Raw genomic sequence first — 15,219 nt, 5'->3', positions numbered from 1 at the left:
CGCGCGCGGGCGCAGACTGCTGATCGACTCGGCAGGTGGAGCACGCGATGAACGGCACAATGCGAGCGGCAGTCGGGCATCGCCTCGGGGCACCGCTGTCGATCGAGCACCTGCCCATCCCCAGCCCCGGCCGCGGCGAGGTGCTGGTCAAGATCCGCGCCAGCGGGGTCTGCCACACCGACCTGCATGCGGTACAAGGCGACTGGCCGGTCAAACCCGGCCTTCCGTTCATTCCCGGGCACGAGGGCGCCGGCGTCGTCGCCGAAGTCGGCGCGGGAGTGAAACATCTGCGCAGCGGCGACCCGGTGGGCATCGCCTGGCTGCACGACGCGTGCGGGCGTTGCGAATACTGCATCAGCGGCTGGGAAACCCTGTGCGAAGGCCAACGCAACAGCGGCTACAGCGTCAACGGCACTTTCAGCGACTATGCCATCGCCGACGCGGCCTACGTCGCGCGCCTGCCGGACAACTGCGACTTCATCTCCCTCGCGCCGATCCTGTGCGCGGGCGTCACCAGCTACAAGGGCATTCGCGAGACCGAGACGCGCCCCGGCGAGTGGATCGCGATTTCCGGTATCGGCGGCCTCGGCCACCTCGCCATCCAGTACGCGAAAGCCATGGGGCTGCACGTCGCGGCGATCGACGTCAGCGAAAGCAAGCTCGCACTGGCGCGCTCGCTGGGCGCGGAAATCGTCGTCAACGCCAACGATGCGAGCGCGCTGGAAGACATTCGCCGCGCCACCGGTGGCGGCGCGCAAGGCGTGCTCGTCACCGCCGTGTCGCCCAGCGCCTTCAGCCAGGCGCTGGGCATGGTCCGCCGCAAAGGCACGATCAGCCTGATCGGTTTGCCTCCGGGCGAATTCGCCACGCCGATCTTCGATGTCGTGCTCAAACGCATCACCTTGCGCGGGTCGATTGTCGGCAATCGTCAGGACCTGGCCGAAGCCGTCGCCATGGCGGCCTACGGCAAGGTGCGGGCCCAGGTCGAACCCTACCCGCTCAGTCAGGTCAACGCGGTGCTCGATCGTTTGCGGGTAGGCGCGATCGAAGGCCGCGCGGTGCTCGACATGAGCCTGATCGCTTAGACGCGTCGCCGCCCCATGATTCCGCTTTCGATCGCGTCCCCCTCTCCGATCACCGGCCTGAGCGTGGCGCTGGGCATCGGCCTGTTGGTGGGCCTGGATCGCGAACGCGCCAGGGGACGCGGCCCATTGCACGAACCGGCGGGCATTCGCAGCTTCGTACTGTGCAGCCTGGCCGGCGCGGTCGCGGTCAGTCTGGGCGAACTCGGCCTGCTGACGTCCGGACTGTTCCTGAGCGCGCTGGTCACCGCCGGTTATCTGAGCACGCGCGATCGCGACCCGGGACTGAGCACGGAAATCGCGTTGCTGGTCACCTGGCTGCTGGGCGCATTGTCGATGCGCTCACCCGACATCGCCGCCGCGCTCGGCGTGCTCGTCGCCATCGTGCTGGCCAGCAAACAGCGCCTGCACCGATTCAGCCGGCGGGTGCTGACGCGGCAGGAACTGCACGATCTGCTGTTGTTGACCGCGGCGGCATTCGTGGTGCTGCCGCTGCTGCCCGACCGGACCATCGACCCGTGGCGATCGATCAACCCGCATCGTCTGTGGGTGCTGGTGGTCGCGGTCATGGCGATCGGTTCGGTGGGTTATGTCGCGCTTCGGATCTTCGGCGCCCGACTGGGGCTTTCGATCGCAGGGCTGGCTGGCGGTTTCGTGTCGAGCACCGCCACGATCGCCGCGATGGCCGATCGCGCCCGCGCCGATCCCGCCCTGGCGCCGGCCGCGGCGAGCGCCGGCCTGATGTCCAATGTCGCCACGATCGTGCAACTGGCGGTCGTGCTCGGCGCGCTGTCGCCGGCGATGCTGCATTGGGCCACGCCGGCCTTGATCGCGGCGGGCGCGGCCGTCGCGGCGGCGGCATGGCTGTCCACCCGCTCAGCCGCCACCACAACGGCCGTTCCGATGCGCAAGCTGGTATCGCAACGGCCGTTCGAGCCGATGGCCGCGTTGCGATTCGTGGCCTTGCTCGGCGCGATCATGCTGGCATCGGCGATCGCGCGAAGCCATCTCGGCGGGGCCAGCCTGCCGTGGGTGCTAGCGTTGTCCGGACTGGCCGACGTGCATGCCGCCGCCGCATCGGCAGCGCAATCGATGGCGCGCGATCCGCTCGATGCGCGATTGGCCGAACAAGGACTGATGGGCGCGGTCATCGCCAATTCGCTGATGAAGTGCTTCGTGGCCGCGGTCCGGGGCGGGCGCGGTTTCGCCTGGCGGCTGATCCCGGGAACGCTGCTCATGACGGCCTGCTTCGTGCTCGTCGCCCTGCTGGGTTGAATGCAATCCCGACAGACCCTCGCGACGGCTTATCCCGCACGCGACTGACGCGCCAGCAGCTCGTACTTCAGCCGGTATCTGTCGAGCGTGGCTTCGTCCAACTCTTCCAGATCCATGAGCGAATTGCTGGCGGCCTCGGTCGCGCGGATCAACTCGTCGAGCTTGATCTGGATCGCCTCGGTGTCGCGGCTCTGCGTGTTCTGGATCAGAAACACCATCAGGAACGTGATCACCGTGGTCGCGGTGTTGATCACCAGCTGCCACGTATCGCTGAAGGCGAACAACGGCCCGGTCACCAGCCACACGACGATGATCGCGACCGCCGCGGTGAACGCCAGCGGCCGCCCGGAGAACCGCGCCGCCAGTTTCGAAAATCGATCGAACGCACTCGTGAGTTTCATCTGCATTCCCGCGCCGCGCCATCGCCAAAAAAACGCCGCGCTGAGCGCGGCGCCGTTGTCTACAGCGACAGCTCGTGTATGACCTGACCGGCATCGTCGGGATCGGCGCGCATATGAAAGCCGAGGTAAGCCGCCAGATCGCGCATCTGCAGGTTCTCCGCCAGATCCACCGAATACATCCGACGGATGCCGCGTTGTCTCGCGATCTCGATCAAGTGCTTCATCAAGGCGCTGCCCAGTCCCTTGTTCTGCCATTCATCGGCCACGGTCACGGCGCATTCGCAGGACTCGCCGTCCGCCGACGCGCTGTAGCGACTGGCGCCGACGATGCGCTCGGCGCTTCCTTCCGGAATCACCGCGACGAAGGCAATTTCGTGCTCGGGATCGATATCGGTGAGCTGATCGAGCAACTGCTCGCTGGGGCAACGCATCTGCCCGAGAAAACGGAATCGGCGGGTCTGCGCCGACAGCCCCTCCAGGAAACTGCGTTCGGCCGAGCGGTCCTGCGGCGAAATGGACCGGATCACGACGTGGCTGCGGTCGCGCAAGGTCTGGGTCCATCGCAGCGGTGCTGAAACGCGGGTGACGGGCGATGCGATGTTCATGACAGGCTCCTGTGATGGGTTCGAATCCAGCCTAGGCCTTCGCCGCCCGCCGCTCTTGATCTGGATCAATCCGCGCGAGCGCGCCACATCGGCTTCATTGATCCGTATCAATGCCGTCATCGCCGCGACTGGCACGCTGCCGCTACGGGTTTCGGAGCGAGCGCCATGTTCAAGGAATTCCTCGTACCGCTGTTGATGGGCGACATCCTCTCGCCGGTGCTGCAAACCACCTGCGCGATGGCCAAGGCTTGGCGCGGCCGGGTGGTGGCATTGGTCGGCGTCAGTCAGGTCGCGCCGATTCCGGAGGCCTGGGAGTACTACCCGGCGGGCGTCTACCAGAACATGCGCGAGTGCGCGCTGGCCACCATCGAACGCATGGCCGAAGCCGCCGACGCGCGATTGCGCTACGACGACGTGCCCTATGAGATCCGCCGCTCGGAATCGTTCTGGCTGACGCCGTCGGAGATCTCCATCGAACACGCCCGCTATGCCGACGTCACCGTGCTCGGCATGGACGCGAACGAGCGCGACGCCCGCCACCGCGTATTCGCCACCGTCGCCGCCGGCTCCGGCCGGCCGGTCCTGTGCGTGCCCGCCGCCAAGGCCCTGCCGACGACCTTCGGCCATGCGGTCGTGGCGTGGAAGGCCTCCCGGGAAGCCGCCCGGGCGCTGCACGATGCCCTGCCCTGGCTGGTCCGCATGCGCTCGGTCGACTTGCTGAGCGTCGACGAAACCTCATCGACCGCGTACCCGCTGGATGCGTTCTTGCGCAGCTATCTCGAGCGCCACGGGGTACAGGTCAAATGGGTTCGCAGATCCGCGGCGCACGCCAACGCCGGGCCCGTCATCGCCGAGTATGCGAGCGAATGCCACGCCGAATTGATCGTGGCCGGTGCCTATAGTCATTCGCGGCTGATCGAGCAGATCCTCGGCGGAACGACGCGGTATCTGCTGGACCATGCGCCTTGTCCGGTGTTGTTTTCGCGTTAGATCGCGATGCCGCGATCGCCGAGCCGAGAACGGTCGACGATACGGCGAGAGAAAGCAAAAGGCCCGCATCAGCGGGCCTTTTGCGGCAGAAGCGAGACGCTGCTCGACGCCGGAATCAGAACGGAATGTCGTCGTCCGCGAAATCATCGCCGAAATCGTTCGACTTGGCCGGGGGCGCTTCGCGGCGCGGCGGGCCGGCATCGCGATTGCCGCCGTAGTTGCCGCCACCACCACCACCGCCGCCGCGCGCCGGACGCTCGCCACCGCCACCACCACCACCACGGAAGTCGCTGCGGCCGCCGCCTTCGCGCGCGCCACCACCGCCGCCTTCACCGCCGCCGCCGAGCATCTGCATCTCGTCGGCGATGATGTCGGTGAAATACTTTTCGACGCCGTCTTGTCCGGTGAACTTGTCGTAGCGGATCGAGCCTTCGATGTAGACCTGACGGCCTTTCTTCAGGTACTCGCCGGCGATCTCGCCGAGCTTGCCGAACAGCTTGACCCGGTGCCACTCGGTACGTTCCTGCTGGTTGCCGTCCTTGTCCTTGCGGACGCTGGTGGTCGCCAGGCTGAGGGTGGTCACGGCCATGCCGCCCTGGGTGTATTTGGTCTCCGGATCGTTACCGAGGTTGCCGACCAGGATGACTTTGTTGACGCCGCGTGCCATGGGATTCCTTAACTATTGCCGGGATACGGCTGAGATGATGGATTATAGCCCCCCGCTCCGCCATGGGTCCCCGGCGCGGGGGCGGGTGGGACTAATCTGGTTGAGGCGTAGGTGGGACGGGCCTCGCCGGGCGGGCTCGGGGCTCGAACGGAGCCGCGGATGGATCTTCGCCGGCGCCTGTCGAAGCCGGCTTCGGCCCGGCGCGCCGGCCGGGGCAAGCACCGTAGCGCCTGCAACGCAAGGCATCGGGGCTCAAACCTCCGCCACCACAGGACCGGGCCAGCCGCGGTTTCGGTCGACAGGACGGCATAGTCGTGGTCAGGGGTCGGCACCGCGGTCCTGGGCTCAGTTCGCGCCGCGCTGCCCATGCCTCTCGCCCGGTCGCGGCCTTCGGCGCGATCTACCCCGTCCAGGCACGCGCCGAGCCGCGGCGATCCACGCCCCTCGCGCCCTACTGCATATCCCGCAAACTCTCGCGCAGCTTGGTCAAGGCCGCGTGGTGCAGTTGCGACACCCGGCCCTTGGTCAGGCCGAGGCTCTGGGCGATGTCCTGGAACGGGACATAGTGGAAATAGTGGGTCTGGATGATCAGCTTCAGGCGCTCGGGCAGGTTGTTCAGCGCCGCGCTCAGGCGATGCTCGGTCTGCTGGCGGTCGACATAGGCCAGCCCGTCGCGGGTGTCGCTGGCGCCGCCGTGGCGGCCGGCTTCGTCGAGCAGGAAGCCCAGGCCCAGGCCGACCACCGAGTCGACGATGCTTTCCAATGTGTCCTGGCCGCCGTTGTCCTGCAGGCTCTGCAGGCGCTCGCGGATGGTGGCCTCGTCGCGCGGCGGCGGACGGTCGCCGAGGATCGCGCGCAAGCCGTTGAACACCGCGCCGCGCACGCGCGGCTTGGCGTAGACGCGGAAGGTCACGCCGCGCTCGGGGTTGAAGCGGCTCATCGCATCGAGCAGGCCGATGGTCGCGTTCTGGATGAAATCCTGGCGGTCGACCGGATAGGCGCGAATGCGGCCGTGCACCTGCGAGGCGATCGCCTTGGCCCAGCCGACGTGACGCAGGAACAGCCGGTCGCGCGCGTCGTCGCTGCCGCCGCGGTAGCGCTGCCACAGTTCGGCGTCCTCCCCTTCGGCCGTCGCCGCTTCCATCACGTCGCGGCGTCCCTACGTCCAGTAACTGCTTAACAAGGCCCTGGACACCAGCACCCAGCCGTCGATCAATACGAACAGCAATATCTTCAGCGGCAGGCTGATCGTCGCCGGCGGCACCATGATCATGCCCAAGGCCATCAGCACCGCGCCCACCACCAGGTCGATCAACAGAAACGGCAAGAAAATCACGAAGCCGATCTGGAACGCGGTCTTGAGCTCGCTGAGCAGGAACGCCGGCAGCAGATGACGGAAGCGGATGTCGTCGATGGTTTTCGGCGCCGGCACGCGAGCCATTTCCAGCACCGCGGTCAGGTCCGATTCGCGGGTCTGGCCGACCATGAACTCGCGCATCGGCAGCAGCCCGCGCCGCACCGCTTCGCCGCTGCCGATCTGCTCGGCCATGTATGGCTGCAATGCGTTGTCGTTGACCTTGTCCAGCACCGGCGCCATCGAGAAATAGGTCAGGCAGATCGACAAGGTCACCACCACCGCGTTCGGCGGCGTCTGCGGCAGGCCCAGGGCGTGGCGCAGCAGCGACAGCACGATCACGATACGGGTGAACGAGGTCATCGCGATCAGCGCCACCGGCAACAGCGACAACGCAGTCAGCGCGATGAGATTGCGGATCGCCGGCGAATAGTCCTGCTTGAGCGCTTCGCCGACCAGGTCGCTCGGCGCGGTCGCGCCGGCGGCCACGGCGGCGCCGGCGAACAGCAGTGCGCCGGTCATCGCGCCGATCACGATCGGCCAACGGCGGCGGTCAGGCGTGCGGGTCATGGGACGGGGTCGCTTGATCGAGAGGTTGCGCGGGACCGAGCTGGGCGCTCGCGGTCGATTCGAGAATCAGATAACGGTTGCGTTCGTCGGCGACGCGATACAGCACGGTGCGCGGACTCAGTCGCAGCACCTGCTCCACGCGCAGGCGCGAAGCGTCGTCGGCCGCGCCGCTCGGCGCCGGCAGCCAACGGTTCAACCAGCCCTTGCGCTTGGCGAACAGCAGGCCGCCGAGGCAGGCGCCGAGCAGCACCACCAGCACCAGCAGCACGCCGACCGCCGAATCGGCGACCGATTCGTGCTCGTCGCGAAAGCCGATCGGCGCTGCGCTGTGCACCGCGCCGGGCGCAACGACAGGTGCGGTCACCGGCGCCGCGGTTTGCGTCGCGGCGGGTTGCGTTGCGTCCGCGCTCACGCCAGTTCCAGGATCCGCACGCCGAAGTGATCGTCGACCGCGAGCAGCTCGGCGCGCGCGACCGCGCGGCCGTTGAGCATCAAGGTGATCGGCGCCTCAAGCGCTTCGTTCATGTCGATCACATCGCCGGCCTTGAGGCCGAACAAACGCTCGACCGACAGATTGATCGTGCCGACCTGCGCGGCCAGCGAGACCTGCACATGGCCGATCAGGCCGATGTCCTGGCGCGCGCCGCTGTCGCGCAAGCTGCTGTCGCGGGTGTCGAGGGTGGTCTTGTCGGCCGGGATGACTTCGGCGGCTGCACTGTTCTTCATGAGGTTGCCCCTTGCTGCATGGAAATCGAGGAAATACGAATGGCGCGTTGGCCGTCCTGGGCGATCAGCTGACCGCGCGCGAGCGTCGCGCCGGTCGTCGAACGCAAGGTCAATGCGGTGTCGAGCTTGACCGCGGTGCGGATGATTTCGCCCGGGCGCAGATCGAAGGCCTGGCCGATCTCGGCCATGCCCAGATCGAGCACGACCTCCAGGCCGAGCTGGGCCTGGGTCATCGCGTCGCCGCGCTTGCTCAGCGCGAGCGCCGCGGCGGGTTTGTCGACCGGCACCAGCGCATCGCAGACGCCGGCGTCGAGGTACAAGGCGATGCGCACGCCGGCCACCTGCACCAGCAGACCGACCACGCCGTGACGCGCGGCCAGCGCGCGTTCGCTCGGCGCGGCCGCGTCGCTTAACGCGTCGGCGTCGGACGCGGCGGCGAACCAGGCGCGCATCAGATCGCTCCAGGCGCGGCGGCCGACGCCTTCGGCCAGGCCGAGCGTGTCGGATTCGTTGCTGCCGAGCAGGCGTCGTCCCAGCTGATCGAACGCGGCCGAGGCCATGCACGCATACACCAGCCCGCCGCTTGCGCGCGTCGCGAACCACTGGCCGGCGCCGACGCCGCTGTCGAGCGGTTCCAGATTGAACTCCAGCGCGGCCTTGTCGCTCGACCATTCGCGCAGCCATTCGCCGCCGCGCGCCGACAACAGCGAACGCAGACGCGCCAGCCGGCTCGCGCCGTGCCAGCGCACCGGCAACAACACGGCCATCAGCTGCCCCTCGTGCTGTTGTAGAGCTGCTCGATCATTTCGTTGCTCACGGTCATCACCCGCGAGCTGGCCTGATAGCCGCGCTGGATGATGATCATGTCGGCGAACTCGCGGGTCAGGTCGATGTTGGACAGCTCCAGGCTGCGGCCGACGATGCGGCCGTAGCGGCTTTCGCCCGGGCTACCAAGCTCCTTGTTCTGCACGCTGGGGCCGGACACCATGCGCCCGCCGTCGAGCTTGAGCGAACTTTCGTTGGGCAACAACGCCAGCGCCAGACGCGGGCCCTGACGCTTTTCCTTGGCCGAATACGACAGCTGCACCACGCCCTTCTCGTCGAAGGACACGTCGTTGTAGCCGAGGATGCCGTGGCCGTCGACGACGTTGGCGGTCAGGGTCTGGCCGCCGGTCATCACCATGATGCCGTCGAAGCCGTTAGGCGTTCCGAAATTGAAGGTGACCGGCTGCGGCGTGGTGCCACCGCCGAAATTGAAGTTGGCAATGAATTCGTTGGTATCGCGGGTCGGCGTGCCGAGGGTGTCGAATTTCAGGGTATGGGTAGCGATGGTGGCGTCGGTGGCATCCTTGATGACGACGTTGTACTCAGTCCCGAAGGTGTTGGCGGTGTTGCGGGTAAATACCGCGGACAATCTGCGAGGAGTGCCGTTGGAATCGAAGATGTCGATGGACGTGATCGTGACCGGCTGGGTCCCGCTCGGCGGCACCGACCCTTTGATCTTGACCTGGGTGGTCAGCACCGGCGGCAAGGTGCGGTACGGGGTCAGGTCGACGTTGGCGAGGTTGCCGGTGCTGTCGTAGCCCATGACTTCGTAGTCCGACACGGTGTCGACCAGCACGCCTTTGTCGTTGAAGCGGAACTGACCGGCGCGGGTGTAGTGCAACTCGCCGCTGGGATCGCGAAGAATGAAATAGCCCTCGCCGTCGACCGCCATGTCGGTGCCGTTGCCGGTCTGGCGGATGTCGCCGGGTTCGGTGCGCATGCCCTCGCCGCTGATGCGCGAGCCCAGGCCGCCGCGCACGTTCTCGAAGAACGCATCGCTGCCGCGGAACCCGGGCGTGTTCATGTTGGACACGTTGTTGCTGATCGTGTTGAGCCCGCGCGAGAAACTGAAAAGTCCCGACAGGCTGTTGAACAAGGCTTGGAACATGAGCGCGCTCCTGCGACTTAAGACTGCTGTTTAGTGCTGCTTGTTACGGCTGCTTGACCAGGGTGACCTGGGACAGACGGATGCCGGTGGTGACCTGCTTGTTGGCGTCGGTGACGCTCAGGGTCGGGCCGTTTTCGGTGAACTGCACCGCGGTCACCGAACCGGTCAGCGGGATCGCCTGACCCTGCACGTCGACGCCGCGGCCGATCAGCGCCAGGGCCTGGCTGGTGGCGTTCATCGACAGCAACTCGTTGGTGTTCTCGCTGGTCTGGCGCGATTGCTCCAGCGAAGTGAACTGCGCCAACTGGGCCAGGAACTCGCGGTTGTCGACCGGTTCCAGCGGGTCCTGGAACTGCAGCTGGGCCAGGAACAACTTGATGAAATCTTCCTGATCGATGCTCTTCTGCCGGGTCAGGACCTGGTTCTGCGGGTTCGGCGTGCTGCCGATGGCGTCGATGGCCATTAGACGTTCTCCTGTGGAGTGTTGCGATCGGCGCGCCAGTGTTCGCGGCCGTTGACGACGATGCGTTGCAGTCGGGTGCCGTGTTCTTCGGCGAGCGTGTGCATCAGGCGGCCGAGCCGTTGCGCGGCATCCGGGTCGAGCCGGTAGTCGCGGATCCACAAGGTGGCGTCGCCGCCTTCGCTCTCGATCCAGCGCAGCACGCGGCTGGCCCACGGCGCGGCCGCGCCGTCGGATGCGTTGCGCGGCGCGCTCGCCGAAGCGGTGGATTCGCCGGAACTCGCCGCGCTCGAGTGCAGCGGATCGGCCTGGTTCGGCATCGGCAACACTTGCGGCGCTGCCGCGTCGGCGTGAGCCAGATGGCGAATGCTGTATTCGACCCAGGCGTCGGCGAGGCTCGCGTTGGCGCGGGTCGCGGCATCGCGCGCGGGCGACGAGGCCAGGCCTTGCGCGCCCGGTCGCTGGTTTGCGCTGAGCAATTGCGACAGGCGGCCATTGGCCGACAAGCGCCACGGCAAAGCCAGCAATTCCTGCGCGCCGCCGCGGCCGCTGACGTGGAATTCCAGCAGCAGATCGGCCTGGTCGGCCGTGGCGATATCGAAGGCCAGCGACGGCGCATCGATGTCGTCGGCCGCGCGCGATTCGCGCTGGGCATCTCGGTTGGCATCCGGCGCAGCCGAAGTCGCCGCGCGGCCCTGGTCGGAACCGATCCAACGGCTGAAATCGGAGCCGCCTTCGCGCGGCGTCGCGTTGTGGCGCGGCAACAGCGCCGCGGCGGCGATGGAAGTGGGTTTGATCATGCGCGATCGCTCCGGTGACTCGCGTACAGATCGGCCATGCGGTCGAACATCAGTTTTTCCTCTTGATCGCGTTCGCCGGCGCGCAGGCGCTCGTGCCGGGTCTGGGCCACGCGGGTGCGGGCGCGCGCGGCGACGTGTTCGTCCTGCGCGGCGTCCTGTTGCCGGCGCGCGGCGGCGTGTTCGTCGCGGCGGGTATCGAGCCGACTCCAGGCCTGCGCTTCGAAACTATCCACCGCCTGCAGCAACACCAGGTCGACGCTGTCGGCGGCGAGCAATTCCTCGCGACGCGTATTGATCGCCTGCAGCACGTCCTGCGCTTCCCGCATGCGGCTGAGCGCCTGGCGGGTTTCGTGGCAGCGCTGCAGGAACGCGGTCGAGGCGCGCGCTTCTTCGAACTCGCGCCAGCGCAGCAGGGTCGAAACAGCGGCGGACGGTTTGCGGTTCATGCCGAGCCGCCTTCGTGCTTGATCGCGGCGGCGAGCTGGCGATAGGCCTCGGCGCGCGCGGTCGCTTCGAGCGGGGTCTGCTGCATGATCTTGTCCAGCGCCGGCTTCAGGTCGACCGCGCGATCCAGCGCCGGATTGGCGCCGCGCTGATGCGCGCCCAGTTCGATCAGATCGCGCGAAGCGGCATAGGCGGCGATCTGCTTGCGCGCATCGCGGGCGATCGCCTGTTCGGAGTCGCTGGCGACCTGACTCATCAGGCGGCTGGTGCTTTGCAGCAGGTCGATCGCCGGATGATGGCCGCGCGCGGCCAGGTCGCGGGTCAGCACGATGTGGCCGTCGAGAATCGCGCGCATGTGATCGGTGACCGGCTCGTTCATGTCGTCGCCTTCGACCAGCACGCTGTAGATGCCCGAGATCGAACCGCCGCCGCGCAAACGCCCGCAACGTTCGAGCAATTTCGGCAACTGGCTGAACACCGACGGGGTGTAGCCGCGGAAGGTCGGTGGCTCGCCGATCGCCAGGCCGATCTCTCGCTGGGCCATGGCGAAGCGGGTCATCGAATCGACGATCAGCAGCACCGAGCGGCCCTGGTCGCGGAAGTATTCGGCGATCGCGTGCGCGGCGTGCGCGGCATGCGCGCGCAGCAGCGCCGGTTCGTCGGACGTCGCCGCCACCACCACCGAACGCTTGAGGCCTTCCGCGCCGAGCGCGTGAGTGAGGAATTCGCCGACTTCGCGGCCGCGTTCGCCGACCAGCGCCAGCACGGTCACGTCGCTGCGCACCTGGCGCGCGAGCATGCCGAGCAAGGTGCTCTTGCCCACGCCGCTGCCGGCGAACACGCCCACGCGCTGGCCGGCGCCGAGGGTCAGCAAGGTGTCGATCGCGCGCACGCCGGTGTCGAGCGCGCTGTCGATCGGCGCGCGCGCCATCGGATTGATCGGCTCGCGGTACAGCGGGTATGCATCGGAATACGCGATCGGGCCGAGATCATCTAGCGGATTGCCGAACGCGCCGATGACCCGGCCGAGCATGGCTTCGCCGACCGGCACGGTGACCGGCTGACCGGTCGCGCGGATATGGCTTTCGGTGGAGATCGCGCCGACATGCCCGTACGGCATCAGCAGCACGCGTTCGTCGCGGAAGCCGACCACTTCGGCCATCACCCGCGGCCCCGGCACGGCCGATTCGATCTCGCACAATTCGCCCAGGTGCGCTTCCGGCCCCAGCGCTTCGATCACCAGACCGTTGAACGAGACGATGCGGCCCAGCCTGCGTCCCATCGGAGCAAGTTGGATATGGGCCTGGGCACGCGCCGTCAAAGCGTTCATGCGTCGGCGTCTCCGCCGTCGACGCTGCGCAGCAGCGCCTGCTTCAACGCGTCCAGACGCACTTCCAGGCTGGTGTCGTACAGGCCCTTGTGGGTTTCCAGGCGGCACTGTCCGGAACTCAGGCGCGCATCGGCGATCACCCGCACCTCGGCATCGGACGCGAGTTCGCTGACCGCTTCGACATCGGCCGCGGCCACACGCACGGTGACCGGGCGCTGGCGGTATTCGCTCAAGGCTTGTCGGCACAGGCGCTTCATCAATTCGCCGTCGGCGCCGATTTCGCCGAGCAGGCGGGTCACGCAGGCGAACGCGATGTCCAGCGACAGGGTTTCCAGGCGCTGATCCAGTTCGTCCGCGGCCGCGGGCCACGCCTTCAGCAAGGCAGCGAGCCGTTCGTTGGCGTTGTCCAGCTTGCGCGTCTGCGCGGCATGCGCCTGTTCGATCCGCGCCTCGGCCTTCTGCTGGCTGGCGAGGATCTGTTCGTCGGCGCGCTGCAGGCCGCGCTTGAGCCCTTCGGCTTCGGCGCGTTCGAAGATCGCTTTGCGTTCGCGTTCGAGTTCGGCGGCCGGATCCGGGCGCGGCTGCGACGGCGCCGCGTTCGGCGCGACGGTCGGCTGCAACAAGGTCGACAAGTCGACGATGCGCCCGTGGCTGGCGGGAATGCGTTCCATCAGCCGCGCCCCCTGGCCGGCGACGCGGCGACGGGCACGGCCATCGCCTCCGACACCAATTGCAGCGATTCGGCGCGCAGCGCATCGGCCAGCTTCGGCGGCATCCGGCCGATGCGATCGAGTTCCTCGCGCACCGAGGCGGCCACGCGGTTATCCAGCAACGCCAGGCAGAAATTGCGATCGACCCCGGTCCACACCGACAGCACCCGCGCGAACCAGGCATGCGGCAAGGTGGTCGACAACGCGACCAATTGATCGACATCCAGCGAGGTGCGCGCGGTCAGGCCGCGCATCTCGTCGCCGAGCAAGGCGTCGGCGAGTTCCGCCGCCGGCAGCTGGCTGCGGCGCAGGTCGTGCATCAACGCGCGGATCGTGCGCGCCGACGCCGCCGGCAGCCGCGCCAGCAACTGGCGCTGGTCGAACGCGCCCAGGCTCAGCAGCAACAGCGCGCTCTTGCGTTCGCCCAGGGTGCTCATGGGGTCTTGCTCGCGACGATGCGATGCTCGACCGGCATCTGCCCTTCCGACAGCCAGCCGCGCAGCTTGGCCAGCACCGCTTCGCGTTCTTCGGCGCTGAGCTTGCGCGGCTTGCGCTGCGCGGCGAAGGCGAAGATCGCGCCGAGCAGCAGGCCGACCGCGCCGGCCAGCGCCCACGGCATCCACGGTTGCAGTTCCAGCGAGCGGTTGGCGATCAGGTTGGCGTGCGGCGCGGCGAGGGCAACGCGATCGGCGGGTTGCGGCGTGGTCAACGCAGCCACCGCGGGCGGCGTCGCACGCACCTTGCCGCTCGGCAGGCGCGAGACCTCGAGACGATCGCCGCGATTGGTGTCGATGCCGGCGGCGGCCGAGATCAGCGAATGGATTCGCGCGACCTCCTGCTCGTCCAGATGCTGCGGCAGGATCACTGCGACCGACAAACGCTCGACCCGACCGGGCGCGCGCGAAATCTCTTCGCGCGACATGCCGTGCACGTACTCGGATTCTTCCTGGTTCTGGCTGCGACCGTTGGCGTCGGGCGCCTGGCTGGAGTTGACCCGCTTGCGCGCGAGCAGGCCGTTGCCGTCGTCGCCCTGAGCGATCGGACGCTCGCTGACTTCGCGCACCGCGTCGAAGTTCAGGCTCGCATCGACCGAGACCTTGAACTCCTCGTTGTTGAGCACCTGCCCCAGCAGTTCGACCACGCGCAGACGGATGCGGTCTTCCAGCCGCGCTTCCTCGTCGGAACGTTCGTCCAGCGCGATCGCGCCGCGTCCGCCATCGGCGCCGCCGGCCAGCAAGGTGCCGTTGGAATCGAGCACCGACACATCGGCCACCGCCAGCCCTTCCACCGCCGAGGCCACCAGGCTGCGGATGCCCTGCACCTGCGGCCGCGCCAGGGTCTCGCCGGGATTCATCGCCACCGCGACCGAGGCCTTGGAGCTTTCGCGATCGCCGACGAACATGCCCGGACGACGGATGGTCAGATGCACGCGCGCGGTCTGCACGCCGGGCAGCGAGGCCACGGTGCGTTCGATCTCGCCCTGCAGCGCGCGCTGGTAATTGACCCGCTGAGCGAACTCGGTGACGCCGAAATCGGCGTCGTCGAACAGCTCGAAACCGACATGGCCGCCGCGCGGCACGCCGGCCGAGAGCAGGCGCATGCGGGTTTCGTACACGCTGTCGGCGGCGACGGTGATGCCGGTGCCGCCGTCGATGATCTGATGCGGGACCTTCCACTCGTTGAGCGACTGCACGATCTCGGCGGTGTCGGCTTCGCGCAGCTTGCCGAACAGCAGTTGCTGGCGCGGCGCCATCAGCCACCACAGCATGCCGGCGGTCAGCGCCACGATCGCCAGCACGCCGACGATCAGGCTCACGCGAGCGGCCGGGGACAGGGAAACGAAATAGCTTTTGGGATTCATGGGCGTGGTTC

At 67.7% G+C, this 15,219-nt stretch carries 19 protein-coding genes; 3 read left to right on the top strand and 16 right to left on the bottom strand.

Annotated features, from left to right (window positions below; genetic code table 11):
• The first annotated feature begins 47 nt into the window (after positions 1-47).
• Together AC3A4T_RS05615 and AC3A4T_RS05610 are read left to right on the top strand one after the other, a co-directional pair.
• On the top strand, positions 48-1,085 hold the full coding sequence (locus AC3A4T_RS05615) for a zinc-dependent alcohol dehydrogenase (protein ID WP_487674498.1): 1,038 nt from the start codon (positions 48-50) through the stop codon (positions 1,083-1,085).
• A 15-nt stretch (positions 1,086-1,100) separates the two neighbouring features.
• Positions 1,101-2,357 (top strand): MgtC/SapB family protein, encoded by a 1,257-nt coding sequence (locus AC3A4T_RS05610; RefSeq protein WP_487674497.1) that lies wholly within the window; start codon positions 1,101-1,103, stop codon positions 2,355-2,357.
• 29 nt (positions 2,358-2,386) lie between these two features.
• Here AC3A4T_RS05610 and AC3A4T_RS05605 read toward each other — a convergent pair whose 3' ends face one another.
• The gene (locus AC3A4T_RS05605; protein ID WP_487674496.1) at positions 2,387-2,758 is read right to left on the bottom strand and encodes a low affinity iron permease family protein; all 372 of its coding nucleotides are present in this window, start codon (positions 2,756-2,758) and stop codon (positions 2,387-2,389) included.
• Between the two features lie 59 nt (positions 2,759-2,817).
• Entirely contained in the window at positions 2,818-3,363 is a 546-nt protein-coding gene (locus tag AC3A4T_RS05600) for an N-acetyltransferase family protein (protein WP_487674495.1), read from the bottom strand.
• Positions 3,364-3,528: 165 nt separating this feature from the next.
• On the opposite strand from AC3A4T_RS05600, the gene AC3A4T_RS05595 reads away from it, so the two are divergent.
• Positions 3,529-4,353 (top strand): universal stress protein, encoded by an 825-nt coding sequence (locus tag AC3A4T_RS05595; RefSeq protein WP_487674494.1) that lies wholly within the window; start codon positions 3,529-3,531, stop codon positions 4,351-4,353.
• A gap of 115 nt (positions 4,354-4,468) precedes the next feature.
• Here AC3A4T_RS05595 and ssb read toward each other — a convergent pair whose 3' ends face one another.
• From ssb to fliF, 14 genes are all read right to left on the bottom strand, one after another.
• The gene (ssb, locus tag AC3A4T_RS05590; RefSeq protein ID WP_487674493.1) at positions 4,469-5,020 is read right to left on the bottom strand and encodes a single-stranded DNA-binding protein; all 552 of its coding nucleotides are present in this window, start codon (positions 5,018-5,020) and stop codon (positions 4,469-4,471) included.
• A gap of 451 nt (positions 5,021-5,471) precedes the next feature.
• Positions 5,472-6,164 (bottom strand): sigma-70 family RNA polymerase sigma factor, encoded by a 693-nt coding sequence (locus tag AC3A4T_RS05585; RefSeq protein WP_487674492.1) that lies wholly within the window; start codon positions 6,162-6,164, stop codon positions 5,472-5,474.
• 15 nt (positions 6,165-6,179) lie between these two features.
• On the bottom strand, positions 6,180-6,944 hold the full coding sequence (fliP, locus tag AC3A4T_RS05580; RefSeq protein ID WP_056116905.1) for a flagellar type III secretion system pore protein FliP: 765 nt from the start codon (positions 6,942-6,944) through the stop codon (positions 6,180-6,182).
• Positions 6,928-7,356, bottom strand: coding sequence for a hypothetical protein (locus AC3A4T_RS05575; protein WP_487674491.1), 429 nt, complete (start codon positions 7,354-7,356; stop codon positions 6,928-6,930). Before AC3A4T_RS05575 ends, fliP begins: the two co-directional genes overlap by 17 nt.
• Positions 7,353-7,670, bottom strand: a complete 318-nt coding sequence (locus AC3A4T_RS05570) for a FliM/FliN family flagellar motor switch protein (RefSeq protein WP_487674490.1) — start codon at positions 7,668-7,670, stop codon at positions 7,353-7,355. The genes AC3A4T_RS05575 and AC3A4T_RS05570 overlap by 4 nt, the downstream gene beginning before the upstream one ends.
• A complete protein-coding gene (locus AC3A4T_RS05565; RefSeq protein ID WP_487674489.1) occupies positions 7,667-8,437 on the bottom strand; it encodes a FliM/FliN family flagellar motor C-terminal domain-containing protein in 771 nt (256 codons plus the stop codon). Before AC3A4T_RS05565 ends, AC3A4T_RS05570 begins: the two co-directional genes overlap by 4 nt.
• Positions 8,437-9,603 (bottom strand): flagellar hook-basal body complex protein, encoded by a 1,167-nt coding sequence (locus tag AC3A4T_RS05560; RefSeq protein WP_487674488.1) that lies wholly within the window; start codon positions 9,601-9,603, stop codon positions 8,437-8,439. The genes AC3A4T_RS05565 and AC3A4T_RS05560 overlap by 1 nt, the downstream gene beginning before the upstream one ends.
• Positions 9,604-9,646: 43 nt before the next feature.
• On the bottom strand, positions 9,647-10,066 hold the full coding sequence (locus AC3A4T_RS05555; RefSeq protein ID WP_036101693.1) for a flagellar hook assembly protein FlgD: 420 nt from the start codon (positions 10,064-10,066) through the stop codon (positions 9,647-9,649).
• Positions 10,066-10,863 carry a hypothetical protein gene (locus AC3A4T_RS05550; RefSeq protein WP_487674487.1) on the bottom strand — a complete coding sequence of 266 codons (798 nt, stop codon included), beginning with the start codon at positions 10,861-10,863 and terminating at the stop codon, positions 10,066-10,068. Before AC3A4T_RS05550 ends, AC3A4T_RS05555 begins: the two co-directional genes overlap by 1 nt.
• Positions 10,860-11,309 carry a hypothetical protein gene (locus AC3A4T_RS05545; protein ID WP_487674486.1) on the bottom strand — a complete coding sequence of 150 codons (450 nt, stop codon included), beginning with the start codon at positions 11,307-11,309 and terminating at the stop codon, positions 10,860-10,862. Before AC3A4T_RS05545 ends, AC3A4T_RS05550 begins: the two co-directional genes overlap by 4 nt.
• Positions 11,306-12,637: a FliI/YscN family ATPase gene (locus AC3A4T_RS05540; RefSeq protein WP_487674485.1), complete on the bottom strand. Its 1,332-nt coding sequence runs from the start codon at positions 12,635-12,637 to the stop codon at positions 11,306-11,308. The genes AC3A4T_RS05545 and AC3A4T_RS05540 overlap by 4 nt, the downstream gene beginning before the upstream one ends.
• Positions 12,634-13,308, bottom strand: coding sequence for a FliH/SctL family protein (locus tag AC3A4T_RS05535; protein WP_487674484.1), 675 nt, complete (start codon positions 13,306-13,308; stop codon positions 12,634-12,636). Before AC3A4T_RS05535 ends, AC3A4T_RS05540 begins: the two co-directional genes overlap by 4 nt.
• Positions 13,308-13,784 (bottom strand): hypothetical protein, encoded by a 477-nt coding sequence (locus AC3A4T_RS05530; RefSeq protein ID WP_487674483.1) that lies wholly within the window; start codon positions 13,782-13,784, stop codon positions 13,308-13,310. Before AC3A4T_RS05530 ends, AC3A4T_RS05535 begins: the two co-directional genes overlap by 1 nt.
• Entirely contained in the window at positions 13,781-15,208 is a 1,428-nt protein-coding gene (gene fliF, locus AC3A4T_RS05525) for a flagellar basal-body MS-ring/collar protein FliF (protein WP_487674482.1), read from the bottom strand. The genes AC3A4T_RS05530 and fliF overlap by 4 nt, the downstream gene beginning before the upstream one ends.
• Positions 15,209-15,219: the final 11 nt, after the last annotated feature.

Source organism: Lysobacter sp. Soil_N_51 (assembly GCF_057655755.1).
This window is presented reverse-complemented; position numbering and strand designations above follow the sequence as displayed.

Bases quoted from the DNA above. Each gene is read 5' to 3' on its own strand.
- AC3A4T_RS05615 (WP_487674498.1), top strand. From the start codon at position 48: ATGAACGGCACAATGCGAGCGGCAGTCGGGCATCGCCTCGGGGCACCG.
- AC3A4T_RS05610 (WP_487674497.1), top strand. From the start codon at position 1,101: ATGATTCCGCTTTCGATCGCGTCCCCCTCTCCGATCACCGGCCTGAGC.
- AC3A4T_RS05605 (WP_487674496.1), bottom strand. From the start codon at position 2,758: ATGAAACTCACGAGTGCGTTCGATCGATTTTCGAAACTGGCGGCGCGG.
- AC3A4T_RS05600 (WP_487674495.1), bottom strand. From the start codon at position 3,363: ATGAACATCGCATCGCCCGTCACCCGCGTTTCAGCACCGCTGCGATGG.
- AC3A4T_RS05595 (WP_487674494.1), top strand. From the start codon at position 3,529: ATGTTCAAGGAATTCCTCGTACCGCTGTTGATGGGCGACATCCTCTCG.
- ssb (WP_487674493.1), bottom strand. From the start codon at position 5,020: ATGGCACGCGGCGTCAACAAAGTCATCCTGGTCGGCAACCTCGGTAAC.
- AC3A4T_RS05585 (WP_487674492.1), bottom strand. From the start codon at position 6,164: ATGGAAGCGGCGACGGCCGAAGGGGAGGACGCCGAACTGTGGCAGCGC.
- fliP (WP_056116905.1), bottom strand. From the start codon at position 6,944: ATGACCCGCACGCCTGACCGCCGCCGTTGGCCGATCGTGATCGGCGCG.
- AC3A4T_RS05570 (WP_487674490.1), bottom strand. From the start codon at position 7,670: ATGAAGAACAGTGCAGCCGCCGAAGTCATCCCGGCCGACAAGACCACC.
- AC3A4T_RS05565 (WP_487674489.1), bottom strand. From the start codon at position 8,437: ATGGCCGTGTTGTTGCCGGTGCGCTGGCACGGCGCGAGCCGGCTGGCG.
- AC3A4T_RS05560 (WP_487674488.1), bottom strand. From the start codon at position 9,603: ATGTTCCAAGCCTTGTTCAACAGCCTGTCGGGACTTTTCAGTTTCTCG.
- AC3A4T_RS05555 (WP_036101693.1), bottom strand. From the start codon at position 10,066: ATGGCCATCGACGCCATCGGCAGCACGCCGAACCCGCAGAACCAGGTC.
- AC3A4T_RS05550 (WP_487674487.1), bottom strand. From the start codon at position 10,863: ATGATCAAACCCACTTCCATCGCCGCCGCGGCGCTGTTGCCGCGCCAC.
- AC3A4T_RS05545 (WP_487674486.1), bottom strand. From the start codon at position 11,309: ATGAACCGCAAACCGTCCGCCGCTGTTTCGACCCTGCTGCGCTGGCGC.
- AC3A4T_RS05540 (WP_487674485.1), bottom strand. From the start codon at position 12,637: ATGAACGCTTTGACGGCGCGTGCCCAGGCCCATATCCAACTTGCTCCG.
- AC3A4T_RS05535 (WP_487674484.1), bottom strand. From the start codon at position 13,308: ATGGAACGCATTCCCGCCAGCCACGGGCGCATCGTCGACTTGTCGACC.
- AC3A4T_RS05530 (WP_487674483.1), bottom strand. From the start codon at position 13,784: ATGAGCACCCTGGGCGAACGCAAGAGCGCGCTGTTGCTGCTGAGCCTG.
- fliF (WP_487674482.1), bottom strand. From the start codon at position 15,208: ATGAATCCCAAAAGCTATTTCGTTTCCCTGTCCCCGGCCGCTCGCGTG.